This window comes from Mycobacterium sp. DL440 (genome assembly GCF_011745145.1).
Classification (GTDB): domain Bacteria; phylum Actinomycetota; class Actinomycetes; order Mycobacteriales; family Mycobacteriaceae; genus Mycobacterium.
In genome coordinates this window covers 1,707,314-1,730,835 of sequence record NZ_CP050191.1, presented here as the reverse complement: position 1 = coordinate 1,730,835, position 23,522 = coordinate 1,707,314, and the positions used below count along the sequence as shown (strand labels likewise).

Annotated in this window: 25 protein-coding genes and 1 tRNA gene; 16 read left to right on the top strand and 10 right to left on the bottom strand. The window is 66.7% G+C overall.

Going from position 1 to position 23,522, the window contains the following annotated elements:
* Nucleotides 1-9: 9 nt before the first annotated feature.
* Complete coding sequence (locus tag HBE63_RS08590) at nt 10-1,716, bottom strand: serine/threonine-protein kinase (protein WP_166904374.1); 1,707 nt, start codon at nt 1,714-1,716, stop codon at nt 10-12.
* Between the two features lie 135 nt (nt 1,717-1,851).
* Here HBE63_RS08590 and HBE63_RS08585 point away from each other — a divergent pair.
* Nucleotides 1,852-1,924, top strand: a tRNA-Gly gene (locus HBE63_RS08585).
* 20 nt (nt 1,925-1,944) lie between these two features.
* Here the strand turns inward: HBE63_RS08585 and HBE63_RS08580 are convergent.
* Both HBE63_RS08580 and HBE63_RS08575 read right to left on the bottom strand, forming a co-directional pair.
* Nucleotides 1,945-2,397, bottom strand: a complete 453-nt coding sequence (locus HBE63_RS08580; protein ID WP_166904373.1) for a hypothetical protein — start codon at nt 2,395-2,397, stop codon at nt 1,945-1,947.
* Between the two features lie 50 nt (nt 2,398-2,447).
* Complete coding sequence (locus HBE63_RS08575; RefSeq protein ID WP_243858570.1) at nt 2,448-4,103, bottom strand: alpha/beta-hydrolase family protein; 1,656 nt, start codon at nt 4,101-4,103, stop codon at nt 2,448-2,450.
* 129 nt (nt 4,104-4,232) lie between these two features.
* On the opposite strand from HBE63_RS08575, the gene HBE63_RS08570 reads away from it, so the two are divergent.
* The 4 genes from HBE63_RS08570 to HBE63_RS08555 all read left to right on the top strand — a co-directional run bounded on the left by HBE63_RS08570 (nt 4,233) and on the right by HBE63_RS08555 (nt 8,299).
* Entirely contained in the window at nt 4,233-4,799 is a 567-nt protein-coding gene (locus tag HBE63_RS08570; RefSeq protein ID WP_166904372.1) for a TetR/AcrR family transcriptional regulator, read from the top strand.
* Nucleotides 4,800-4,890: 91 nt separating this feature from the next.
* Nucleotides 4,891-5,544 (top strand): heme oxygenase (biliverdin-producing), encoded by a 654-nt coding sequence (locus HBE63_RS08565; protein WP_166904371.1) that lies wholly within the window; start codon nt 4,891-4,893, stop codon nt 5,542-5,544.
* Nucleotides 5,545-5,771: 227 nt separating this feature from the next.
* A complete protein-coding gene (locus HBE63_RS08560; protein ID WP_166904370.1) occupies nt 5,772-7,370 on the top strand; it encodes a PPE family protein in 1,599 nt (532 codons plus the stop codon).
* A 119-nt stretch (nt 7,371-7,489) separates the two neighbouring features.
* Entirely contained in the window at nt 7,490-8,299 is an 810-nt protein-coding gene (locus HBE63_RS08555) for a hypothetical protein (RefSeq protein WP_166904369.1), read from the top strand.
* On the opposite strand, the gene HBE63_RS08550 is transcribed toward HBE63_RS08555, so the two are convergent.
* Complete coding sequence (locus HBE63_RS08550; RefSeq protein ID WP_166904368.1) at nt 8,296-8,487, bottom strand: hypothetical protein; 192 nt, start codon at nt 8,485-8,487, stop codon at nt 8,296-8,298. The two genes, HBE63_RS08555 and HBE63_RS08550, sit on opposite strands and share 4 nt — an antisense overlap.
* Nucleotides 8,488-8,506: 19 nt before the next feature.
* On the opposite strand from HBE63_RS08550, the gene HBE63_RS08545 reads away from it, so the two are divergent.
* Genes HBE63_RS08545 through HBE63_RS08535 form a run of 3 tightly spaced genes read left to right on the top strand, consistent with a single transcriptional unit; the run spans nt 8,507 to nt 10,976 of the window.
* Nucleotides 8,507-9,412: a sterol desaturase family protein gene (locus tag HBE63_RS08545; RefSeq protein WP_166904367.1), complete on the top strand. Its 906-nt coding sequence runs from the start codon at nt 8,507-8,509 to the stop codon at nt 9,410-9,412.
* Complete coding sequence (locus tag HBE63_RS08540) at nt 9,409-10,326, top strand: adenylate/guanylate cyclase domain-containing protein (protein ID WP_166904366.1); 918 nt, start codon at nt 9,409-9,411, stop codon at nt 10,324-10,326. Before HBE63_RS08545 ends, HBE63_RS08540 begins: the two co-directional genes overlap by 4 nt.
* Nucleotides 10,323-10,976, top strand: a complete 654-nt coding sequence (locus HBE63_RS08535) for a class I SAM-dependent methyltransferase (RefSeq protein WP_166904365.1) — start codon at nt 10,323-10,325, stop codon at nt 10,974-10,976. The genes HBE63_RS08540 and HBE63_RS08535 overlap by 4 nt, the downstream gene beginning before the upstream one ends.
* A gap of 168 nt (nt 10,977-11,144) precedes the next feature.
* Here HBE63_RS08535 and HBE63_RS08530 read toward each other — a convergent pair whose 3' ends face one another.
* Complete coding sequence (locus tag HBE63_RS08530; RefSeq protein ID WP_166904364.1) at nt 11,145-12,200, bottom strand: 3-deoxy-7-phosphoheptulonate synthase; 1,056 nt, start codon at nt 12,198-12,200, stop codon at nt 11,145-11,147.
* 269 nt (nt 12,201-12,469) lie between these two features.
* Here HBE63_RS08530 and HBE63_RS08525 point away from each other — a divergent pair, with 269 nt between their 5' ends.
* The gene (locus HBE63_RS08525; RefSeq protein ID WP_166904363.1) at nt 12,470-13,405 is read left to right on the top strand and encodes a LysR family transcriptional regulator; all 936 of its coding nucleotides are present in this window, start codon (nt 12,470-12,472) and stop codon (nt 13,403-13,405) included.
* A 2-nt stretch (nt 13,406-13,407) separates the two neighbouring features.
* Here HBE63_RS08525 and HBE63_RS08520 read toward each other — a convergent pair whose 3' ends face one another.
* Together HBE63_RS08520 and HBE63_RS08515 are read right to left on the bottom strand one after the other, a co-directional pair.
* Nucleotides 13,408-14,544 carry a TDT family transporter gene (locus tag HBE63_RS08520; RefSeq protein ID WP_243858568.1) on the bottom strand — a complete coding sequence of 379 codons (1,137 nt, stop codon included), beginning with the start codon at nt 14,542-14,544 and terminating at the stop codon, nt 13,408-13,410.
* A 76-nt stretch (nt 14,545-14,620) separates the two neighbouring features.
* Nucleotides 14,621-15,874 (bottom strand): MFS transporter, encoded by a 1,254-nt coding sequence (locus HBE63_RS08515; RefSeq protein ID WP_243858566.1) that lies wholly within the window; start codon nt 15,872-15,874, stop codon nt 14,621-14,623.
* A 47-nt stretch (nt 15,875-15,921) separates the two neighbouring features.
* Here HBE63_RS08515 and HBE63_RS08510 point away from each other — a divergent pair, with 47 nt between their 5' ends.
* Nucleotides 15,922-16,584, top strand: coding sequence for a FadR/GntR family transcriptional regulator (locus tag HBE63_RS08510; RefSeq protein ID WP_166904362.1), 663 nt, complete (start codon nt 15,922-15,924; stop codon nt 16,582-16,584).
* On the opposite strand, the gene HBE63_RS08505 is transcribed toward HBE63_RS08510, so the two are convergent.
* Nucleotides 16,572-16,916 (bottom strand): helix-turn-helix domain-containing protein, encoded by a 345-nt coding sequence (locus HBE63_RS08505; protein ID WP_166904361.1) that lies wholly within the window; start codon nt 16,914-16,916, stop codon nt 16,572-16,574. The genes HBE63_RS08510 and HBE63_RS08505 overlap by 13 nt on opposite strands.
* A gap of 46 nt (nt 16,917-16,962) precedes the next feature.
* On the opposite strand from HBE63_RS08505, the gene HBE63_RS08500 reads away from it, so the two are divergent.
* Nucleotides 16,963-17,697 (top strand): SDR family oxidoreductase, encoded by a 735-nt coding sequence (locus tag HBE63_RS08500; RefSeq protein WP_166904360.1) that lies wholly within the window; start codon nt 16,963-16,965, stop codon nt 17,695-17,697.
* Nucleotides 17,698-17,699: 2 nt separating this feature from the next.
* Here the strand turns inward: HBE63_RS08500 and HBE63_RS08495 are convergent, their stop codons facing one another.
* Nucleotides 17,700-19,040 carry a sensor histidine kinase KdpD gene (locus HBE63_RS08495; protein ID WP_166909548.1) on the bottom strand — a complete coding sequence of 447 codons (1,341 nt, stop codon included), beginning with the start codon at nt 19,038-19,040 and terminating at the stop codon, nt 17,700-17,702.
* A 165-nt stretch (nt 19,041-19,205) separates the two neighbouring features.
* On the opposite strand from HBE63_RS08495, the gene HBE63_RS08490 reads away from it, so the two are divergent.
* From HBE63_RS08490 to HBE63_RS08475, 4 genes are all read left to right on the top strand, one after another.
* Nucleotides 19,206-19,952: a Clp protease N-terminal domain-containing protein gene (locus HBE63_RS08490; protein ID WP_166904359.1), complete on the top strand. Its 747-nt coding sequence runs from the start codon at nt 19,206-19,208 to the stop codon at nt 19,950-19,952.
* 38 nt (nt 19,953-19,990) lie between these two features.
* The gene (locus HBE63_RS08485; RefSeq protein ID WP_166904358.1) at nt 19,991-20,416 is read left to right on the top strand and encodes a PPOX class F420-dependent oxidoreductase; all 426 of its coding nucleotides are present in this window, start codon (nt 19,991-19,993) and stop codon (nt 20,414-20,416) included.
* Between the two features lie 46 nt (nt 20,417-20,462).
* Entirely contained in the window at nt 20,463-20,996 is a 534-nt protein-coding gene (locus tag HBE63_RS08480) for a hypothetical protein (protein WP_166904357.1), read from the top strand.
* A gap of 92 nt (nt 20,997-21,088) precedes the next feature.
* Complete coding sequence (locus HBE63_RS08475; RefSeq protein ID WP_166904356.1) at nt 21,089-21,622, top strand: N-acetyltransferase; 534 nt, start codon at nt 21,089-21,091, stop codon at nt 21,620-21,622.
* Nucleotides 21,623-21,627: 5 nt separating this feature from the next.
* Here the strand turns inward: HBE63_RS08475 and zapE are convergent, their stop codons facing one another.
* Nucleotides 21,628-22,665 carry a cell division protein ZapE gene (gene zapE, locus HBE63_RS08470; protein WP_166904355.1) on the bottom strand — a complete coding sequence of 346 codons (1,038 nt, stop codon included), beginning with the start codon at nt 22,663-22,665 and terminating at the stop codon, nt 21,628-21,630.
* 34 nt (nt 22,666-22,699) lie between these two features.
* Between zapE and HBE63_RS08465 the strand changes: the two genes are divergently transcribed.
* Nucleotides 22,700-23,470, top strand: coding sequence for a pyrimidine reductase family protein (locus HBE63_RS08465; RefSeq protein WP_166904354.1), 771 nt, complete (start codon nt 22,700-22,702; stop codon nt 23,468-23,470).
* The last annotated feature ends 52 nt before the right edge of the window (nt 23,471-23,522 follow it).

Below are 23,522 nucleotides of genomic sequence, written 5' to 3'. Positions count from 1 at the left end.
AGTCGGCAACTATGCCGGTGGGAGGGGCGGAGCGGCGGGCGGAACGGGGTTGGGGATGATGGCGCCGATCGCCGGCGGTGGCGCCACTGGAGGGGCGGGCGACACCGGTGGCGGAGGCGGCGCGAGTGGCGGCGGGCCAACCGGTACCGGCGGGGGCAATTGCGGAGCGGGTGTCAGCGGCTCAGCGACCGCGGCAGGGTCGGCGACCGGGTTACCCGGTGGGACGTCTTCGAGCCGCGTGGCGAGAACTGGCACGGTGATCACCGCACCTTGCAGCCCGCACTCGTTGGATTGGATGGTGGTGGTTTGAGCGCCGGCCAGCCCGCCGTCCGGCTGCGGCGTCAAAGCCAATGCCGTGTCCGTTGCCTGTGCTTGCCCGGCGTTCGGCGCCTCGCACGGAAGTGAGCCTTTCCCGGGATCACCCTGCCAAGCATTGTTGAGGAAGCGGAACACGGCCGTCATGCCGCCACCCTCGAGGTAGGGCACGGCATGGTTGATGCTGTCCATGCGCGTAGACGTCGAAACACATCCCGAGGGCTTACAGGTCGATCGGAATGCCCACCAGTAGCTTGCGATTTGGTTGCCGGCCGCGGGCCAGGGGTTGCCGTTGAGGGTGGCGTGGGGGTTGTCGTAGTCGAGGCGGTAGAGGCCGTCGAAGGTCGGGCCGCTGGGCGCTGGGATGGCCGCGGCGTTGGTGGCGCTCGCAACGGCTGTGCTCGGCGGTGGACTCGGCTGCTCACCCGCTGCGGCGTCAGCGGATGGCCACAGCTGCCACATGCCGACGCCGGCAATGACGCAGACGGCGGCGGTCGCCGCTATGGGCACCCAACCTGGCTTGTCGGGTAACCGAAACCCGGTCGTGTGCACCGGCGCGGCCGGTGCCTGCGCCAAAGTCAGCGCGGGTAACGGGGTTTCATCGGCCAGGGCGTGCGCGAAAGTACCGCAGCTGATGAATCGGTCTGCCGGGTTCTTGGCGAGGGCTTTCGCCAGCACCGGGTCGAGGTCGGCCAGCTCGGGCCGCATTTCGGCCAACGCCGGCGGTTTGGAGTTGACGTGACGACTGACCACGACAGCGGGATTGGCGTGCGCGAACAGCTGCATCCCGGTCAAGAGGTGGTAGGCGGTGCAGGCCAGGGCGTACTGGTCTGCGCGGCCGTCGACGTCCTCCCCCATCAGTTGTTCGGGTGCGCCATAGCCGGGCCTGTCCACGGCGCCGATGTTGCGGGCGATACCCAGGTCGACCAGAACGGCGTGCGGCTCCGCATCACCGCCGACGTCGGTGAGGATGATGTTGGCCGGTCTGACGTCGCGATGTAGCGAACCGTGCTTGTGTGCGTAGTCGAGCGCACCGGCAACCGCGATGATGATGCGGAAAACCTGTTCGCGCGGTAGTCCGTTGGGGTACCGCTGTTCCAGGAGACCAGCGAGATCCGTGCCCTCGACGAAGTCCGTCGACATCCAGAGCCGACCGTCGCGTTCCCCGCGACCATGGACCCTGGCAATGCTGGGATGCCACAACGTGGCAGCCAAATCAGCTTCACGGCAAAACCGCTCCCGGTACTCGGGCTCAGTGGACCAATCGTCGGGCAGCACCGTCAGCGCATCTCGGCCACGACGCCGGGGATGCTGAGCGAGGTAGACCTCCCCCGTCGCGCCCGACCCCAGCGGTCGAATGATCCTGAACACGGAGAACGTCTCATCGACGTTGAGCGGCATCCAGGAATCCTACGAGCTGACCGCCTCGCCGTATATGTTGCCCCACAATGCAAATCAGAACGATGGATTTGTGTCTGTGCGCTTCGGTCGACTACTGTTCAGCTTCGCGACGGGCGACGATCTCGCTCGTGGCGCGCGGATGTAGCGCAGTTGGTAGCGCATCACCTTGCCAAGGTGAGGGTCGCGGGTTCGAATCCCGTCATCCGCTCGAAGGTGCGATTGAGCCGATCAGCGTTTGGCCACGTACCGTTCGGTCGTCCAGCGGCCCAACTCTGTGCGCCAGGTGAGCTCGACCTCGGTGTCGTCCGCGGCGGCCAGCACAACACCCAGGTTTACCGAGGCGCCCGGTTCGACCGAACTCACGGTCTTTTCGGCCGATCCAGACGCGTTCCACGCCTTGGCGGTGACCGAGCGAGCCTTGTCACTCCCAGTGTTCTCCACTCGCATGACACCGTCTCGGGCCCATTCGACGCGCCACGCGACGAAGGATTTCTCCGCACCCAGTGCGCGTCCGCGCGCCGCCTCCTCCATAGCCTGTCCCAAGAGGAACTTGAGCTCAGCCTGATGCGCACCGATCCGCTTGGCGAGCACTTCGTTGCGCCACGCGACGGCACCGATCGCGAGCAAGACCGGCCCGAACAACAACAGCACACCGATGACCCACCCGAACAGTCCGCCCACAAACGCGCAGCCTATGCGAAGGCCGCCGTGTATTCGGTGACTCGGGCAGCTCAGCCCGCGGCAATCGCGTCCTGGATCCGCTGGGTCAAAGCGGGATCCCATCCCCGCGGCGCCAGGATGTCGACCCACAGGTCAGCGGCATCCGGGCCGAACGCATGCCCGTAACCGTAGGGCACGTCGGCGGAGAAGATCATGTCGAGCGTCACCTGCCAGAAGGTGACCAACGGCAGCCAGCGCATCCCCGGGTCCACATCGGGCCCCAGCGGTTCCCGCAACCAGTCCGGACGGTGCAGCAGCAGATCGAACGACCACCACGTGATCGGATCGCTGGCATGCTGCCAGAACACCACGCGCGGAAACCCCCAGGGCCCAGCGAGATTCAAATCGGAGGTCCGGGAGGCGAAGCGGATGTGGCGCCCTCCCTCGATCACGGGTAGACGTTCCAGCGAGCCGGGATCCCGATTGGCGGTGAGCCTCCCCCAGGGTTGGGCGAAGTTCGGCGTTCCGACCAACAGCGCGCCGTCGGTACGGGCGACGATATCCGCGCCGGAGGCAAACGCCGACTGTCCGCCGAAGGAACCCAGGCTCTCCCCGAACACCACCAGCTTCGGTCGCGTGGCCTCCGGCAATTCTGCCCAAACCCGGTGCACCGCTTCGAACAATGCCTGCCCCGCCAATGGCGGAGTCTCCCGGTCGGCGATGAAGGACAGTGCGCTGGGCAGGAACGAATACTGCATCGATGCGATCGCAGTGTTCCCGCCGTTGACGTATTCGAGGGCGGCCGCCACGTTCGGGTTCACCCAACCCCGCCCGGTGGTGGTCACCACGGCCAGCACCTTGCGCTCGAAGGCGTGGGTGCGACGCAGCTCGGCGACCACCTGCTCGGCGATGCCTTCGATACTGTCGGCGGAGGTGCGTCCGGCGTACACCCGGATCGGGGTGAGCGCCGCGGCGCCGGTGATCTTCGAGATCTGTTCGGCGCTCGGGCCACCGGCCACGAAACTCCGACCTTCGGCGCCGAGGGTGTCCCACGCCTGCGCCGACGCCGACGAACCGGAGCGTTCGGGTGCGCTCGGCTGGGTCACGCCCTCGGCCGTGCTCTTGTCGGCCACCTTCGCCGAACGTTCGGCCATGCTCAGCAGGCCGCGGTGCAAGGCACCATCGAGCCCCATCACCACAAGGGCCACCACGATCACCACCGCGGCCAGCCGCGCCACCGGGCCGGGCACGACCCGGCCGCCGATATCGGTCAAACGAGCGGTGGCCCAGCGTAATCCACGCCCGATTGCGACAAGCGCCAATGCGATGGCCACCGCGATCAAGAAGACCAGGAGGTAGAAGGACCGCTCGGCACGTGGCATGCCGATCAGGTCGCGCAGGATCTGCTGCCACCATGACCCGAGCATCAGGAACGTCGGGACAACCACGGCGGCAGCACCGGCCAGCGTCCACCACCCGATCCGCCGGGTGCGCGAGGACCATTGCGGACGGAGGCCGCAACGCCGCACGACCCACGCCGTCGCGCACCCCAGCCCGTATCCGATCCCGACACTGATACCCGTTGCGACCCCCTGCAGATACCACGCGCGCGGTAACAGAGACGGGCTCATCGACCAGGCGAAGAACAGCAGCGCGACGGCCAATCCGACCGGATGCAGGGTGCGTGCCGCGGACGTCACGCGCGCCGGGATGGGTAAGTCCCGCAAGGCTCGCACCACGAAGTACCGCCCTTCAGTCAGTTGGGTATCGAGACTGTAGTGGACGGCGGGTTCTCCACCTGCCGGCTAAGGCTGGACTAACAGAATTCGCAGGCAGGGCGGGCGTTAGACTCGAGCGTGCCCAGGATCAGCGCCTCATCGGTCGAAGAACACCGCGAGCAGATCCAGCAGCGCATCTTCGAGGCATTCGCCGCCCTGATGACCGAGCACAGCTTCGACGCGATCACGATGGCCAAGCTCGCGGCCGAGGCCGGCATCGGGCGGACCGCGATCTATCACCACTTCCCGGACAAAGAGTCGGTGGTGATCGCATTCGCGTCCCATGAGACGAGTCGCTACCTCGACGGGCTGCGCGACGCCCTGTCCGAGGTGGACGATCCCGTTGGGCGACTGAGGGTTTACATCCGGCACCAGCTCGAAGCCGGGCAGGAATTCCACATGGGCATGGGCATGCAGCTCTATGGCGCCTTGTCGAACGAGACCATGCTGGCCATCCGCGATCACGTGGTGGCGGTGGAGAACGTGCTGCGCGAGATCCTCGCGCAGGGTGTGGCCGACGGGCAGTTCAACGTCGACGACGAGGCCGCCACGATGTCGCTGATCCATGCGTGCCTGGCGCCACGCCATCTTCCGGTGGCAGCCATCGAGCAGTTTGTCCTGCGCGGACTGTCCGCAAAAACGTAGATCCCCACGGCACGCGACCCGGTGCTAGGTTTCCTGACAGATTGTCGGCATGATGTTGACAACCTGTCGTTAAAACACCTGGAGTCAGAGTATGCCGAGCGCCATTGCCCCCGAGACCGTCCGATCGCTGTCCGTCGCCATGCGCGAGGACTCACGAAGCGAGCACGAGGCCGCCGAGCAGTCGTCGTTCATGTCGGAGTTGCTCAGCGGACGGGTCAATGACCAGGGCTACGTCGATTACCTGCTGCGACTACGCGCGGTCTATCGCACGTTGGAAGACACGGTCAGGGCCCGACGGACCGACCCGGTCGTCGGCGCGTTCCACGACCCGATGCTCGAACGGTTGGCCACCATCGAGGCCGACCTCGACCATTGGGCCCCGAACTCCACACGCGAGGTCGACTCCCCTGCCGCCCGGGCCTATTGCACCCGGATCGCCGAATCCGCCTGGGGTGGAGCCCTTCTGGCTCACCACTACACCCGCTACCTCGGTGACCTGTCCGGCGGCCAGGCCATCGGTCGGGTGCTCGACCGGTCCTTCGACCTGGACGGCGCCGGCCTGTCGTTCTACGAATTCCCGATGCGTCCCAAGCCGTACAAGGACGCTTACCGGGCCCGACTCGACGGCCTCGACCTCGATCAGGACGACATCGACCGCGTCGTCGACGAGGTCAAGGTGGCCTTCGCACTGAACCAGGCGCTGTTCGACGAACTCACTGCCAACCTGGCCGACTACCGCCGCTGATCCCACCCGCCCAAATTGACGTTTGCGCCAAATACATAGGAAGTTCATACCCCAAATCGGCAAAAGTTAGCTTATGCTAACCATACTTAGCCACTGGGGGAGCAAAGCGATCGAGAGGAGAACCGGGCCGCCTGCACGCGCTGCATCCCGGACAACGCGATGACCATCTGCACCCCCAGCCTCGCGTCGGCAAACGACGCCACTTCGCCCGTCTTCGGTGGTCAGCGATGACCGCCCCGGTGTGGATGGCGCTGCCGCCCGAGGTGCATTCAGCTCTGCTCAGCAGTGGTCCGGGCGCCGGGCCACTGCTGGCGGCGGCGGGAGCATGGACCTCGCTGAGTACCGAATACTCCTCGGCTGCAACCGAACTGACCACTCTGATGGGCACGGTGCAGGCCGGGGCGTGGGAGGGGCCCAGCGCCGAGCGGTACGCGGCGGCACACCTGTCCTACCTGGCCTGGCTGGGCGCCACGAGCGCGAGTAGCGCACGGGTGGCCGCCCAGATCGAGACCGCGGCGGCCTCGTACACCGCCGCCCTGGCGGCCATGCCGACGCTGGCCGAACTGGCGGCCAACCGCACGACCCTCGGTGTGCTGGTGGCCACCAACTTCTTCGGGATCAACACCGTCCCCATCGCGGTCAATGAGGCCGACTACGTCCGGATGTGGATCCAGGCGGCGACCACCATGACGGTCTACCAGGCATCCACCGAGGTTGCGGTGGCGACCGCACCGCCGTCCACGGCGGCACCGGTACTGCTGACGCCGGGGGTTGGGGAAGCAGGTGCCGGGTCGGCCACGATGATGCAGTCTGCCGCTGTGGCCCGGGCCGGCGAATCGGGCTCTTCCCTCAGCTTGAGCGACGTGATCAGTTCGTACGAGGAGTTCATCGAGTGGATCAAGGCAAACGACCCGATCGGGAACTGGCTGGCCGGTCAATCTGAGCACTTCTACGGGATGTACGACCAGCTCAGGGAATTCATTCTCGAGCCCTGGAAGATTCCGCAGGTCCTCGGTGAGATCATTGCCGATCCGTCCTTGTTGTTCAGCACCTATATCAATGTCTTCTTCCTGGGTGCGTACGCGGCAACTTTCGCGGTGCTGGGCACCCCGCTGTACGCGGCTGCGGTCGCGGCGGCCTCCCCTGCCATGCTCGGACTGCTCGGGATCGTCGGGATGGCGAATGCCTACGACATTCCGATCGAGGCGCCGGCCGAGGAGATCACCCCGCGCGCCGAGCAGCCCGCGGCTGCCGCGTTGCCCGGCTCCCCGGCACCGGCCTCGGTCGCTGCCGGCGCCGCCCCTACGACGGCACCCGCCTCCGCGCCCGCGGCCCCTGCACCCTCAACTCCCGCTCCGATGCCGGCCGGGGCCGAGAACGCCCTCTATGCGGTGCCGGGCGGGGGTTCAGGATTCGGATTCGGCTCGACGTCGAAATACAGCGCCACAGCGAAGGCTTCCGACTCCGTCGGGGCGTCTGCCGCGGCCGCTGCGACGGCCGCCGCGATCAACAAACGACGGTCGCAGGCCCGCAAGCGACGCGGCGGAACCGCCAAGGACCGCGGTTACCGCTATGAGTTCATGACGGCCGACGGTGTCGCCGCACCGCCGCCCGAGCAAGCCGTCACCACGAGCACCTCCGACAGCGGCGCCGGAAACCTCGGATTCACCGGCACTGCAACGGATGCCACCGTCGCCGGACCGGCCGGCATGACCTCGTTGGTTGACGACACCTTCGGAAACGGCGCGACGGTCCCGTTGATGCCGGGAAGCTGGCGGGTCGACACCGACACCCCGCTCGGCGCAGACCGCCAGGGCGATACCTAACCGATCCGTGTTGAGGCGGTGAGTAATTCGTGAGAACCCAAGGGATCGGCCGGCCGTAGGTGGCGCCACCCGCGAACTCATGACAATACTGGTGATTCCGGGAAGTTAGGGAGCACCGCGTGGCCAGTGACACCACCGAGTCCTCCACGTGGGAGAGCACGCTCCCGTGCTTCTCCACCGTCGAGAAGCACGGCCGCATCACCGTGCCGGTCACCCAACCATCGGAAACACTGCGATTCTTCGCCGTGCTCACCTTCCTGCTGTCGATACCGATCGCCGCCGGAGCAGCATTCTGGATTCACAGCATGCCGTCCCACGAACCGTCGACCTGGCTGGGCATTGCGGCGATCATGGGTTCCTACCTGCCCGCCTTCCTCGCGAGCATCGTCGCCGACGAGGCCCGCGACACGTTCGGGCAACGCAGGACCGGCAACTGGATCGCGCTGATACCTGCACTGTCTGGTGTCGCAGTCGGATTGCTCGGCGCCGCCGTCTGGTTCAGAGATTTCACCGGTGGGGTGCTGGCGCTGGTCAGTGTGCTGTGCTCGACCAGCGCGGCGCTGGCCACCGTTGCGGCGTGGCGCGGCGTGCGCTACACCCGTCGACGCCAAGACCGGTTCACGGCCTTGCGCCGGCACGGTGTGCGCTCACCGGGCGAGCTGCGCAACGTGGAGTTCCGGAAGCGCTGGACCGCAGACGATCCCCAGTTCACCGTGACCGTCGCCTTCGAGGCCCCAACCGGGCGCCGGGTGGTGAGGGCCAACATGGTCGCCCATCACTCCCGGGTTCCGCTGGCGGGGGCACGCGTAGTCGTCTTCAGTGCGCCACACGACACGGGCGACGACGTCCTCATCGAACTCGACCCCACCGACCCGCCCAAGTTGGATCGCGATCCCAGCGGCCGCTACCGCAAGCCAAGCGGCAATTAGATGGTGGCGATCTTGCCCCGCAGCGTCTGTAGTGCAACAAGTTCAGAACTATCGTCCGTGACCTGATCGAGCATGCGCAGCCGGTGGATCGTGATGCTGTGCGCACCGCCTATCCCGCAACAGACAGCAAGTAGACCCTCGAGACCGCCGCCGAGCACGACGGATTCGTACAAGTACCCGATGGCCATCACCGGCGATGCTGGAACCATGACCAAGTTAATCCGTTACGGCTATGTGCCGTTCATGCTTCTCGGGCTCAACGGTGCCGCCGCATATCTCGCCTCCCGTAGCGCGTCAGAGTTGTGGCTGGTGGGCATCATCGCCATCGGCGTCGCCAGTTCGTTTGCCGCCGAACGCATATTGCCCTACCGCGCCGACTGGAACACCTCCCACGACGACGCCCACCGCGATACCGCCCACGCAGTCGTCAACGAAACCCTCATTCTTTCCAGCGTCGCAGTTATCCCGATCCTCGCTGCTATCACGCCGTTTCACCAGTGGTGGCCCAGTTCGCTGCCGTTCGTCGTCCAGTTGCTCATCGCGATCGTGATCGCCGACTTCGGGACCACGACCATCCACCTGGCCAGCCACCGGATCGGTTGGTTGTGGCGCCTGCACGCAGTCCACCACAGCGTCAAGCGGTTCTACGGGCTCAACGGGTTGATGAAGCACCCCCTGCACCAGACAGTCGAGATGATCGGCAGCGTGTTGCCACTGGTCATCATGGGTATGACCGTGCAGGTCGGTTCTGCGCTGGCCGTCTGCGTCGCCGTTCAGTTGATGCTCCAGCACGCCAATGTCGACTACCGGGTCGGTCCGCTGCGCTCGGTCCTCGCCCTTAATGAGGGGCATCGATTCCACCACCTGAAATGGGCTGGCATCGGTGACGTGAACTTCGGCCTGTTCACGTTGATCTGGGATCACCTGTACCGCACCTACTCCTTCGACCGTGACCGCCAATTCACCTCCGACGATCTCGGAATGGCGGCCAAGCCGAACTACCCCGCTCCTTATCTGCAGCAGCTGGCCGAACCCTTCCACGCCAGTGGTGCTTGCCATTTCGATCAAGACAGCACCGATGAGGCCCCCGATCAGCGAGCAGCGATGTCATGACACTCAACACTCCGCGGCACAACGGGCACGCGGTCGCCGATTTGGCCAGAGTTCCACACCACATCGCCGACCAGTTATGGCGCGCACTCGGCCACGTCAACGTGGATGACTCCGACGCGGCATTCTCCGATGACGATGTGTGTGCGCTCAAGCTCGCGACGCAGGGCCTGGCCGCCCTGTCGCCACCTGATCAAGCCAAGGCGGTCAAGCTCATCGTGCAACAGGCACGTACCTTCAGTCTTCTTCTCGCGGAGATCGCCGAGGCGGAGATCGGCTTCCACCGGGAGTTCGAGCTCATCGGACACGGCATAGGACCGCAGCGCGGGACGCTCGATTCCAACCTCGACTGGCTGGTCGCCTACATACTGCGGCGGCACCTGGATACCTTCCGTCGACGCCCATCCCGCGCCTGCGCCGACAATCCTGACCTGGCAGTAGGATTCACCGATCTGGTCGGGTTCACAGATTTCACCACCACGGTCGGCCAAGACCAACTGGTCGATCTCATCACCGATTTCCAATCTCACACATTTGACACCATCACCGAATCGGGCGCCCGGGCAGTCAAACTGATCGGTGACGCGGTCATGTATGTTGCCGATTCCCCGTCGGCACTGTTGGACGCTGCACAGGCGATCAGCGCCCACACCGAATGGTCGCGGCCGCCCATGAGAACGGGGCTCGCCTTCGGGCCGGCTGTGACCCACGCCGGCGACTATTTCGGTCCCGCAGTGAATCTCGCGAACCGCCTGGCCGGGGCAGCCGAGCCCAACCAGATCCTGGTTGACGAATCACTGGCACTTCGGGTGGATCCCGACAGGACAAGGCTCACCCCGGTGCCGCCGATCGATCTGAAAGGACTCGGAATCACCAAGGCCTTCGAGCCGGTGCGGTGTTCCCAGGTGACGATATGACACAAAAATCCTTCACGCCCGCCATGGGACGGTTCGCACCCAACCGCTTCTACGATTCAGTGGCAGCACTGATGCGAGAACGCCTGTGGCGCAGTCTGGTCGGTATGCATATCGCACCGCGGACCGACGACGTGATCGTCGATGTGGGTTGTGGTACCGGATCGCTGGCGCTGTTGCTGCACCGCGTGCAGCCGCAGGCCCACATCATCGGAACGGACCCGGATCTCCAGATGCTGGAGCAGGCGCGACGCAAGGCCGAGGCTGCGGGTGCCGATTTGGACTGGCGAGTCGCCGTGGGCGACAACTTAACCCAGGTTGTAGATCGCGGCTCGGCAACGGCGGCAGTGTCCAGCCTGGTACTGCATCAGTGCCCGATGTCCATGAAGAGGGCGATACTGGCTTCCATGTTCACCGTGTTGCGGCCTGGCGGGCGGTTGGTGCTGGCGGACTACGGCTGGCAGCGAAGTACCCTCATGCGACTGGCCTTCCGGGGCGTGCAACTTGCCGATGGGTTCGCCGACACCCAGCCCAACGCCGATGGCGTGCTGCCCCAACTGATCACCGAGGCTGGGTTCGAACACGTCCGCGAGGCGGAAGTGGTGCGGACCATCAGTGGCTCCATCTCGATATACACCGCGCTGCGCGCCTGAGCGTCGACGTAGGAGCTCGACCTGATGGCACACATTGCCGGCCTCGTACTCGAACGTCGAGTCGCAGATTGGGACGGGACGCCGTTCAGTTCGCAGTCACCCAAGCACATCTCGGTGTGGCGCAAGGTTCCCGCTGGAGGCGGCGAGGCCGGGTAAGCGTGAGAGATCCTAGCTCGGGCGGGCGAGCTCCCGGAGCACCAGATCGGTTACTTCCCAATCCATGCACTTGTCGGTGACCGACTGTCCGTAGGTGAGCGGGCGCGCCTCGGGCGCCTGCGCACCGGCGACCAGGAAGCTCTCCAGCATCACACCGCTGATCGGCAGCCCGTCCCGAACCAGCTGGGCCACCTCCGCGGCCACCGACGCCTGGCGAACATGGTCCTTGCCGGAATTGGCGTGGCTGCAATCGATCACGACACGAGCGGGCAGTCCGGCACCGGTCAGCTTGGCTGCGGCGTCGGCCACCGCGTCGGCTCCGTAGTTCGGTCCGTCGGTCCCGCCGCGCAGGATCACGTGGCAGTCCTCATTGCCTGCGGTGCTCACCACGGCGCCGCGGCCCATATCGTCCATACCGAAGAAGACATGCTCGGCGGCAGCGGCTTTCACACCGTCGACCGCGACCTGGATGTTGCCGTCGGTGCCGTTCTTGAACCCGACCGGCATCGACAGCCCCGATGCCAGCTGGCGGTGCACCTGCGACTCGGTGGTCCTGGCGCCGATCGCGCCCCACGCCACGGCATCGGCGATGTACTGCGGGCTGGTCGGTTCCAGGAACTCACACCCGACGGGTAGGCCGATGTCGATGATGTCGAGCAGAAGCTGACGGGCCACCCGGAGGCCACGCGCGACATCGTAAGTGCCGTCCATGCCGGGGTCGTTGATCAAACCCTTCCAACCGGTGGTGGTGCGCGGCTTCTCGAAGTACACCCGCATCACGATCTTGAGCTGATCTTTCAGGTCATCGGCCACCTTGACCAGACGGCTGGCGTACTCCAGCGCGGCCGCGGGATCGTGCACCGAACACGGGCCGACGACGACCAGCAGGCGGTCGTCACGACCGGCCAGGATGTCGGCGATCTCATCTCGGTCGCGGGCCACCCGCTCCGCACGGCGCTCCCCCAGCGGGAATTCGGTCAGCACATCGTGCGGGCTGGGAATCGCGCTGAAACTGCGGACCCGACGGTCCGATGTGGCGGGGGCGTTGGCGATCTGCGCCAAGTTCATCTTCAGATGCCTTCCTGGTGGTGGGCACCTGGCAAAGGTTCCGGCGCCCTGTAATGACGAAAGGCAGCGACCGATGGTCACTGCCTGGGCTCCGGGTGGATGCGTGCTTAGTGCTGCGCTTTATCGGCTCCGCCCGGAGCCTCGATAAAGCGCCAATAGCTGGCACACACACCGATAGTCACGTCGGTCAGGCTACACCACGTCCCGTTCAGCGCCACAACCGCTGCAATCACAACCGCGATTTGTGACCACGCCCTACGATCCTGGGCATGCCGCTCAGCCCCCGGATGCCCGAGCTCGCAGCGTTCGAAGTGCTGCTGGCGATCGCACGTACCGGCAGCCTCGGAGCCGCGGGGCGTGAGCTGGGTCTCACTCAGCAGGCGGTGTCCGCGCGGCTGGCCTCGATCGAATCGCAGACCGGAGTGCGGCTGGTGCAGCGCAGCCCCCGTGGGTCGCAGCTGACCGCGGCCGGTGCGGTCGTCGCCGAGTGGGCCGACCAATTGCTCGACGTCGCCGGGCGGGTGGACGCCGGGTTGGCCGCGATGCGCAGCGAAAGCCACAGCCGAATCACCGTCGCGGCCAGCCTGACCATCGCCGAGCAACTCATGCCGCGGTGGTTGGTGTCGCTACAGGCCGATGCCGCGCGCCGTAACGCCACGGCACCACAGGTCATCCTCACCGCCGCCAACAGCGACCAGGTGATCGCCGCGGTGCACGACGGTTCGGCCGACCTCGGCTTCATCGAATCCCCGGGTACGCCTGCCGGTTTGCGCAGCCGGGTGATCGCCCATGACGAGCTGGTCGCCGTGGTGCCCCCGGATCACAAGTGGGCCCGCCGATCGGCCCCGGTCAGTCCCGCCGAACTCAACGACACGGCGCTGGTGTCACGAGAAACCGGTTCGGGCACAAGGGAAGCGCTCAGTTCCGCGCTGCGCTCCGCATTGGGCCCGTCGAGCCGGCAGGCCGATCCCGCGATCGAATTGTCCTCGGCGGCAGCGATGCGCGCCGCGGTGCTGGCCGGTGCCGGACCGGCCGTGATGAGCCGGTTGGCCGTCGATGACGACCTCACGCTCGGCCGGCTGCGCGAGGTGCCCATCGCCGGGCTGGATCTGCGTCGCGAGTTGCGTGCCATCTGGTCGGGAGGCCGCACCCCGCCGGCCGGCGCGGTGCGCGACCTGCTCAGCCACATCGCCTCGACGCGTTGACGTCAGCGGCCCAGTAACCGGCCGGACCGCAACCCACGAGCGGTGTTGGCACCCACCGTTGCCCACGCACCCAGCAGCAACATGTACAGCGCGACAGCCAGCCAGGAAATGGCCGCCGCACCGGTGGCGGCACCCAGCGCGGTCGCACCCGTCACGCAGGTGCCCACCGGGAAGGTGAAGCTCCACCAGGTCAGGCTGAACGACAATCCGCGCCGCGCGGCGTGCACCGTGAGCGCCGTCGCAAGGCAGAACACGAACGCTCCGAAACCGCCCATCACCAGGCCGTACACGATGCCGAAGGCATGCAGCGCCGACACTGTGGCCGCATCGGTCAGTACCGACCCGGCATGGGAGGCCAGCAGATTGGCCGCGGTGATCGACTGTCCGACAACGCCGAGCACGATCCACACCGTGGGAATCGCCTGCACCTGGCTGAAGCCGCCGTGCATGAGCCGCGAGTACACCATGGTGGTGGTGATCAGGCCGGCCAGCAGGCTCAAGCCGAACATCGCGTAACAGGCCACCAGCAAGGTCATCCCCGCCTGCCCCGGCCCGAGGTGCGACAGCAGCAGGGCGCCAGTGGAGGCCGAGACCATGGGCGAAACCACCGGCATCATCCAGGCCGGCACCGCCTCCACATCGGTGTGATCCTCGCGGGTGATCATCGCGAACGGAAGCCACAGGCTGACAACCAATCCCAGCGCCGTGCCGACGATCCACAGCGCCACGTCGAGGGCCAGCGCCGCGGACGGGCCGATGACCCCGGGCCCGAGCAGCAACGCGCCCGCTCCGACCGTGAGCAGCGCCATCGCCGGCGCGCCGTAGAACTGTCCCACCACCTGATGTGCGGCATAGGCTTTCGCCTGTTCCCGATGCCGGATCCAGTGCGTGGCGAACGCTGCGGTCAGGATTACCAGCACAGTGGCGGCGAGCATCCATACCGCAGTGGCGAATTCGTGTAGTCCCGGCAGGTGCAGCGGCAGGGTGGCCGCGGCCGTCGCGACGATTCCGGTCCCCATCACCGAGGCGAACCAGTTCGGCGTGATGTGGCGGAAGAGCGAACCCGCACTGTCCAATTCGGCCAGCAAGGCGGTGTGGAACGGCCTCTCCGCTGTGTAGGCGGCTGCGTAGGTGGTCACCTCACCAATGCTGGTGGCTGCCGCCGATCACCGGTAGGCACCCCAATGTTGTGGCATCACAAACCGAGCTTGTGGCTCAGACGTATCGGTTCCGGCCGGCCAGCGCACCCGCCACCATCTGCACCAGATAGATGATGAGCACCATGGCAAACGGCGCCGTCCAGCCCGCGGTCATGTCGTGAAGCAGCCCGAACGAGAACGGACCCACACCGGCCAGCAGGTAGCCGAAGCCCTGCGCCATCCCGGAGAGCCGCGCGGTGTCCTCGGCGTTGCGCGCGCGCAACGCAATCACCGTGAGCGCCAACGAGAACACGCTCATCCCGATGCCCACGAAGAAGCTCCACAGCAGCGGCGCCGCACCAGGATTGACAAGCAGTCCGATCATGCCGATCATCCCGACCACGCCGAGTCCCACGATCCAGCCACTCTGGTTCTTCTGCTTGGCCGCCAGCGGCGGAACGATCAGGCTGATCGGGACGGCCAGGATGGACACCAACCCGAGCAGCAGGCCGGCGTCGGTCTTGCTGACCCCGCTGTCGATGAACACCTCGGGCAGCCAGCCCATGACGATATAGGCCAGGAACGACTGGCAGCCGAAGAACAACGTGATCGTCCAGGCCAACGGGCTCCGCAGCAGCGACCGGCCGGCCGTTCCCGACGAAGCTGCTTCAGTGCGGGCCGTGCTGATTCCCCTCGCGCCCACCAGCCAGAACAGCAGCGCGACGATGGCCACCAAGGCCCAGGAGCCCAATGCCCCCCGCCAGCCACCGAGCAGGGGTTCCAGCGGCGGGGTGACCGCAGATCCCAGGGCCCCGCCGCCCTGCAGGGCCGCGGTGTAGACACCGGTCATCAGACCTACCTGAGCGGGGAATGAACCCTTGATCACGACCGGGATGAGCACGTTGACCAGCGCAATACCGCCGGTGGCCACCAGCGTTCCGCCGACCACCACGTACGGCCCGTCCAGCACTCGGACGACCAGGCCGATGCTCAGAATCACCAGGGCGACCGAGATCGCCCGCCCCAACCCGATCCGGCGGGCCAGCCACGGCGCGGTCAGCCCCGCTGCCGCGAAGCACAGCCCGGGCAGGGTGGTCAGCAGCCCGGCCCAGACAGCGGAGGCACCGAGCGACTCGCGCATCTCCCCGAGGACCGGTCCGATGCTGGTGATCGCCGGGCGCAGGTTCAGCGCGGTCAGGATCACCGCCACGACCAGCAGGGCGCCGCCCGCCGCCATCTGTGCGGGGCGGACCTCTACGGCACCATCGAGCTCGAGCTCCAGATCGTGCTCGTAGCTGTTCAGGGTTTTATTGCGCAGGGTCCTACTCACCCGGCTATGATGCCATACATCCCATGATTGGATGAAAGGACTTTAGAGTGCCGCTCGCCACAACGCGACGCACGGGCCTGGTCGACCAGGTGATCGAGCAACTGCGCACGCTGGTCACCTCGGGCGAATGGCCGGTCGACAGCCGGATTCCCACCGAGCCTGCGCTGGTCGAAGCCCTCGGCGTGGGGCGCAACACTGTGCGCGAGGCGATCCGCGCCCTGGCACACAACGGCATCTTCGAAGTACGCCAGGGCGACGGCACCTACGTGCGCGCCACCAGCGAGGTATCGGCAGCCCTGCGCCGACTGTGCGGGTCCGAACTGCGCGATGTGCTGCAGGTCCGGCGCTGCCTCGAGGTGGAAGGAGCCCGCCTGGCCGCCGTCGCGCGCACCGAGGCGGACCTCGCCGAACTCCGCACTCACCTGGCGCATGCGGACACCACCGACCACGCACAGTTCACCCAGTCCGACACCGAATTCCACCTGGCCGTCGTGCGGGCGTCGCACAATCCGGTGCTCGTCGAGATCTACCGCGGGCTCCTTGAGGCGATCACCGCGAGCGTCGCGACGACAAGCGCGGGCCCCGGCGGCATGTTCCCCCACGACGATCTGGTCGACGCGATCGCGGCCGGCGATGTGGAACGTGCCGGGCAGGAGGCGGCGGGCTTCCTCGACGAACTACTGGAAAGGTCCCCGGCTCAGGACTGCTGAGCCTCCCCCGCCTTCCAGGACTCCGCCCAGTCCCACAGACCCGACAGCGCCGCCCCCAACCCGGCACCGGCGACTGTGAGTTCCCATGCCCCGGTTTCGTTCTTGACGACCAGTCCGGCCGCCACGAGTTGTTGCAGCCGTTCCGACAACATGCTCGACGAGCAATTGCCCATGTGTCGGCGCAGTTCAAGGAAGCCCAGCGACCCCGGCTCCAGCTCCCAGATCACCCGGAGCACCCAGCGCTGCCCCAGCAGCTCCATGACCGCCAGCATCGGCGCATTCGCCGGATCATCACCACGGCGAACAAACTCGGGCCCACTTGCGCTTCTCATTTAGAACCATCATATTGGTTCTAAATCAGAAGCACGGAGGGCAGTCATGAAGGTCGCGCTCGTCACCGGCGCAGCACGTGGGATCGGCGCCGAGGTGGCCCACCAACTCGGCGCGGCCGGCGTGCACGTGATCGTCAACTACCGCGAGAAAATCAAGCGGGCCAGCGCGATCGTCGATGCCATCGCGGCAGCGGGCGGCCAGGGATCAGTTGCGGGTGCCGACCTCAGCGATCCGGAGGCGACGGCCGAGCTGATCCGACACGTCGCGGATACGTTCGGCCGGCTGGACATGTTGGTACTCAACGCTTCCGGCGGTCTCGAAATCGGCGCCGACGCGGGCTATCCGATGCGGATCAATCGCGATGCCCAGGTACGCCTGGCCGAGCTTGCGCTGCCACTCCTGCGCCCGGGCGGCCGCATCGTGTTCGTCACCAGCCACCAGGCCCACTTCCACGGACAACAGCCGGTTCCCGCCGACTACCTGCCCATCGCCGCGAGCAAGCGCGCCGGCGAGGACGCACTGCGCGCGAAGCAGTCCCGTTTCGACGACGCCGGGGTGTCGTTCGTCGTGGTGTCCGGCGACATGATCGACGGCACGATCATCGTGCGACTGCTGGCCCGTCGCGACCCGGATGCGGTGGCGGCCCGGACGCTTCACGGAGCGCTGCCCTCGGTCGAGGAGTTCGCCCGCGCGATCGTCGTCGCTGCGCTCGAACCGGTCACCTCGGGCGACACCGTCTACATCGGCGGTGCCGACTACGTCGCCGGCGCACAGCGCTGAACTCAGAAGGGGGCGTCCTCCACCCGCCGGGTCAACGGCAGCTGCAGCAGCAGCCGCGCACCCCCCAGCGGGCTCTCCGTCAAAGCAGCTGTGCCACCGTGCAATTCGGCTTGCTGCGCCACCAGAGCCAGACCCAGCCCGGATCCCGACCGCGACGCCGTCGATCCGCGGGCGAACCGCTCGAACACCTCGGCTCGCTCGGCCTCGGGCACCCCGGAACCGTTGTCGTCGACCACGATCTGCACGTCATCGGCCGAACTGACTGCGCTGAGCCGGATTTCGGTGGCACCACCATGCTTGACGGCGTTGGCGATGGCGTTGTCGATCACCAGCCGCAGACCCGCTGGCATGCCCAGCATCAACACCGTCGGCGACGGCATCAGCGTGGCGCGCAAGCCCGGATAGGTCCGCAGAGCGTCGTGTGCCGCACGGTCGAGCAACTCGGTGACATCCATCGGCACGAAATCCTCGACAGTGGTCAACTCCCCCTGAGCCAACCGCTCCAGGGCGGTCAGGGTGCCTTCGATGCGGCTCTGTGTGCGCATGACGTCCCCGATCACCTCCTTGCGCTGGTCGTCAGTCATGTCCAGGGTCGACAGCACTTCCAGATTGGTGCGCATCGCAGTGAGCGGGGTCCGTAGTTCATGGGAAGCCACCGCGGCGAAATCGCGAGCCGATTCGAGCGCGGCCTTGGTGCGCTCCTGCTCGTTGCCGATGCGCGCCAGCATGCCCTCGACCGCCTCGGCGATCTCCACGGCCTCACGCACACCGCGCACCTGCACCTCATCGGGTTTGGACTGGGCGTTGATGGCACGGGCCTGCTGGGCCAGCAGGCGGAACGGCGTGATCATCACCAGCGAGATCATCCAACCCACCACGATGGTGCTGCCGATGACGCCGCCGCAGATCAACAACACCCGCAGGTGCAGTTCATCGATCCGGCGCTGTGTCTCCGCCAGCGGCGCCCCGAGCGCGATGGTCGCCGGGCCCGCCGTGAACGTGCGCACGCGGTACTCGACCCCGTCGATGGTGGTGTTCGTGTACCCGTTCTCCAGCCGAGGCAGGACGATGTCGCTGGGAACCGAGACACTGACGCCGCCGATGTGCGCGGTACGGACCAGACCGCCGTCGTCGGGCATGGCCTTGTCCGCCGATCCCTGTTTGGTGGCGGTGAGCAGCGTGCTGACATCACCGAGGCTGCTCAGTGAATCCAGGCGCCGGTCCAGCTGGCTGTACTGATCGTTGGTGACGCCGATCCACACCCAGGTCCCGAGCGTGATGACGGTGACCACCACCGACAACGCACCCACGATGACGATCGTGCGCAACGACAACACGCGCATCACCGGCCGCAGCACGGGCCGCAGCAGTTGGAGTACGCGATCTTCGAGATTCACTGGCGTTATCTTGCCCGATCCGCGCGGGCCGGCGTCCTCAGCACCGCGACGCCGAGAAATCGGCGTCAACTCACGGTTGACGATCACCTATCGTCAACCTACAGTTGACGCATGAGCAAACCCGTCACCATCACCAACCCCGTCCGCCTCGACGACCTCATCGGTGCGATCAAGAAGGCTCATACCGAACCGCTCGAGCAGTTGATCGACGCCGTGATCGCCGCCGACGCCCTCGGCGAGATCGCCGACCACCTCATCGGACATTTCGTCGACCAGGCCCGCCGCTCAGGCGCATCCTGGACCGACATCGGCACGGCCATGGGCGTCACCAAGCAGGCCGCCCAGAAACGCTTTGTGCCAAAGGTTCCCAGTTTCGACCCGTCCACCCTCGACCCCAACGCCGGATTCGGCCGGTTCACCCCACGGGCGCGCAACGTCGTCGTGGTCTCCCAGAACACCGCGCACGGAGCCGGCAACGCCGAGATCACCCCCGAGCACCTGCTGCTGGCATTGTTCGCCGAACCCGACGGGCTGGCCGCCAAACTCCTTGCGAACCAGGGCATCACCGCCGAAACCGCCCAGGCCACCATCACACTGCCCCCGCCCGCGGGGACCGTCCCGGCTCTGATCCCGTTCAATGCGGGGGCCAAGAAGGCGCTGGAACTGACCTTCCGCCAAGCACTGCGGCTGGGACACAACTACATCGGCACCGAGCACATCCTGCTCGCCCTGGCCGAGGCCGAAGGCGAAGACGGCCCGCTACACCGGCTCGGCGCCGACTCCGACCGGTTCGAGTCCGAGCTGACCGCCGCTTTGGCACAGTTCACCCCCGCAAATCAGGACAACACCGAGGACTGAGCGGGAATGAAACCGCCCACACAACCGTAGAACCTGACGTGTTACTCAACGACGCCGCACGCGACCTCATCGGCGCAGGTGCCGACGCCACGCTCGTGACCCTGAATCCGGACGGAAGCCCTCAGGTCACCCTGGTCTGGGTGGCGCTGCAATCCACCCCGGACGGCGACGAGCTCGTCACCGCGCACCTGGCCGAGCACAAAAAGATCCGCAATGTCCGCCGGGATCCACGTGTCGCCCTGACGATCGTCGATCCCGGTCGGGTGGGAGAAGCGATGCGCCCCTACCTGTCGATCGCCGGCACCGCCCGCATCGTCGAGGGTGGCGCACCGGAACTCCTCAAAGAACTGGCGCAGACCCTGGCCGCCCCGGACGTTCCGTTCCCGCCCAAGGACGCACCGCCCGGTTGGCTCACCCGTATCCGGATCGACAAAGTCGGCGGCGTCGGTCCCTGGGTGTCCTGACCCCATCCGGCTGTAACACGTTTCACTTTGTGCGAGTATTCCTGGCATGCCTCGCTGGTTTGCGCTCATGTTCACGGCCGTGCTGACGGCGGTCGCCGCCCTGGTGGCCCCCCCGGCAGCCTCGGCCGAAGGCACGCCGATCGGCAACCTCGGCCAGACGCTGCGCGTCGAGACGGCCAACGGCATCGTCGCCGATGTCACCGTGCACGACGTGCTCGCCAGTGACGTTCCGCCCGGCTGGGGCTGGAACGGCTCGCCGCGCTGGCGTGCCCAGGGCGGCCCGTGGCGGGTCCCGATCACGGTGACCACCATCCAGGCACCCAACCCGTACGCGATGGCGCTGGCGTTCACGTTCAACGGCGTCACCCCGTACGCCGACGCCTACGCGCCCAAGCACACCGATGCGCCCAACCGACTCGAAGCCGCGCTGCGCAACGCACCGCCGGGAGCCACCGTCAACGGCGACGTCTACTGGGACGTCTACCGGGCACTGGTCACCAACGTGGTGCTGGTCGACACCAAGACCGGCGAGCACCTGGGGCAGTGGAACATCTGGCAGCCGGGCTCGCCGCTGCCTTGATCGCCGACGAGCGCTCGCGCGAGGAGCCCTAATGGCCGACGAGCGCTCGCGCGAGGAGCCATGATGGCCGACGAGCGCTCGCGCGAGGAGCCATGGAGATAGCCCGTGCCGCGGCGGCTGACCTTCCGGAACTCGCGGCGGTCGCTGCCGCCACCTTTCCCCTGGCCTGCCCCCCGTCGGTGACGCCGGACAACATCGCCGCCTTCATCGCCGAGACGCTCTCCGAGGAACGCCTCGGCGAGTACCTCACCGATCCGAACCGGATCGTGCTGGTGGCCCGTGATACCTCGATCACCGGCTACGCCATGCTGATTCACGGTGTTCCCGACGACGCCGATGTGCAGCGGGCGGTGACTCGACGACCCGCGCTCGAGCTGTCCAAGATCTACGTGTTGCCCCATCGCCACGGCGGTGGTGCGGCCGGGGCACTGATGACCGCGGCCCTGGGCGCCGCGGTCGAGTCCGGCGCGCGCTGCGTGTGGCTCGGGGTCAACCAGGACAACCAACGGGCCCAGCGGTTCTACGCCAAAAGCGGTTTCGTCATCGCCGGCACCAAGACCTTCCGGCTGGGCGCCGGGGTGGAAAACGACTACGTGATGGTGCGTCCCGTCAGCCCGCCGGCCTAGACGGTCTACGCGGTCTTCTGCGCGGCGGCGGTCAACGCCAGCAGTCGCGAGGTGGCCCGCAGGTACTTCTTCCGGAAACCACCGGCCACCATCTCCGGGCTGAAAATGGTGTCCAACTTGGTCCCCGACGCCAGCACCGGGACACCCGCGTCGTAGAGCCGGTCGGTCAGCGCCACCAACCGCAGCGCCACGCTCTGATCCTCGATCGGGTGCACCCCGGTGATGAAAACCTCGGTGACACCGTCGATCAACGCGTGATAGCGCGATGGATGCATGGTCGCCAGATGCGCACACAGCACGTCGAAGTCGTCGAGGGTCGCGCCGATGACGCCCTCGGCCCGCTGCGCCACCTCCTCGTCGGACAACGGCTCAGGGGCCGGCGGCAGATCACGATGCCGGTAGTCGGGACCCTCGATCCGCACCGTGGTGAAGATCTGGGCCAGCGTGTTGATCTCGCGCAGGAAGTCCTGGGCGGCGAACCGGCCCTCGCCCAGCTGCTCGGGCAGGGTGTTCGAGGTGGCCGCGATCGACACACCGCGCTCCACCAACGCTGAAAGCAACCGTGAGATCAGCGTCGTGTTGCCCGGGTCGTCGAGCTCGAACTCGTCGATGCACACCACCGAGTACCCGGAGAGCAGGTCGATGCACTCGTTGTAGCCGAACACCCCGGCCAGCTGAGTCAGCTCGCCGAAGGTGGCGAACGCGGTCGGGGCATCGCCCTCCGACAGCGCGTAATACGTGGAGGCCAGCAGGTGGGTCTTACCGACGCCGAACCCGCCGTCCAGATACAGACCGACCCCGGGCAGCACCTCGCGCTTGCCGAACAGCTTCTTCTTTCCCGCCCGCCGAACCGCGGCCTGCTCACAGAAACTACGGCAGGATTCCACCGCGGCAGCTTGAGATGGTTCGGCCGGGTCCGGGCGGTAGCTGTCGTAGCTGACGTCGGCAAACGTCGGCGGCGGAATCAACTGTGCGACCAACCGCTCCGGCGTGACGGTGGGATGACGATCGGCGAGATGAGCGACGCCGCTGGACCCGTGCATTCAGGCAGCGTAACGACGTGCTCCAATTCAGTTCATGTCCGATGACACCGCCGGGACAAACCTGACCGTGCTGGGAAACGTCGACAAGATCGCCGACGGTCAGCTCGTCAACTACTACGCGTACCCGGATGACCTGCAGCGATGTTGGGTACGCGGCAACATGATCAGCAGCCTCGACGGCGGCGCCACCGAGGACGGCAAGTCCGGTGGGCTGGGCGGTCCGGGCGATCGGGCTGTGTTCAATCTCATGCGCCAGGCCGCCGACGTCATCCTGATGGGTGCCGCGACCGTGCGGATCGAGAACTACTCCGGTGTGCAGTTGACGGTGGCACAACGGCAGGAACGCCAACGACGCGGACAGGCCGAAGTGCCGCCGATCGCCGTCGTCACCGCCTCGGCCGCGATCGACCACGACGCAAAGTTCTTCACCCGCACCGAGGTGCCACCGCTGATCCTCACCGCCACCAAGACCGTCGCCGACGCGCGCCACCGGCTGGGCGCGGTCGCCGAGGTGCTCGACGCCTCCGGCGCGGACCCCACCCGCGTCGACCCGGCCGTGGCCTTGCGAATCCTCGCCGAACGCAAGCTCTTCCGGGTGCTGACCGAGGGCGGCCCGTCGCTGCTGAGCCTGCTGATCGAAAACGAGCTACTCGACGAGTTGTGCCTGACCGTGGCGCCGATCCTGGTCGGCGGGGTAGCGCGACGCATCGCGACGGGCCCGGGCCAGGCGCTCACCCGGATGCGACCTGCACACCTGCTCACCGACGACGAGGGCTACCTGTACACCCGCTACGTCCGCGGGTAGTTCCGACGAGCGCTTGCGCGAGGAGCATCGGCACCGACGAGCGCTTGCGCGA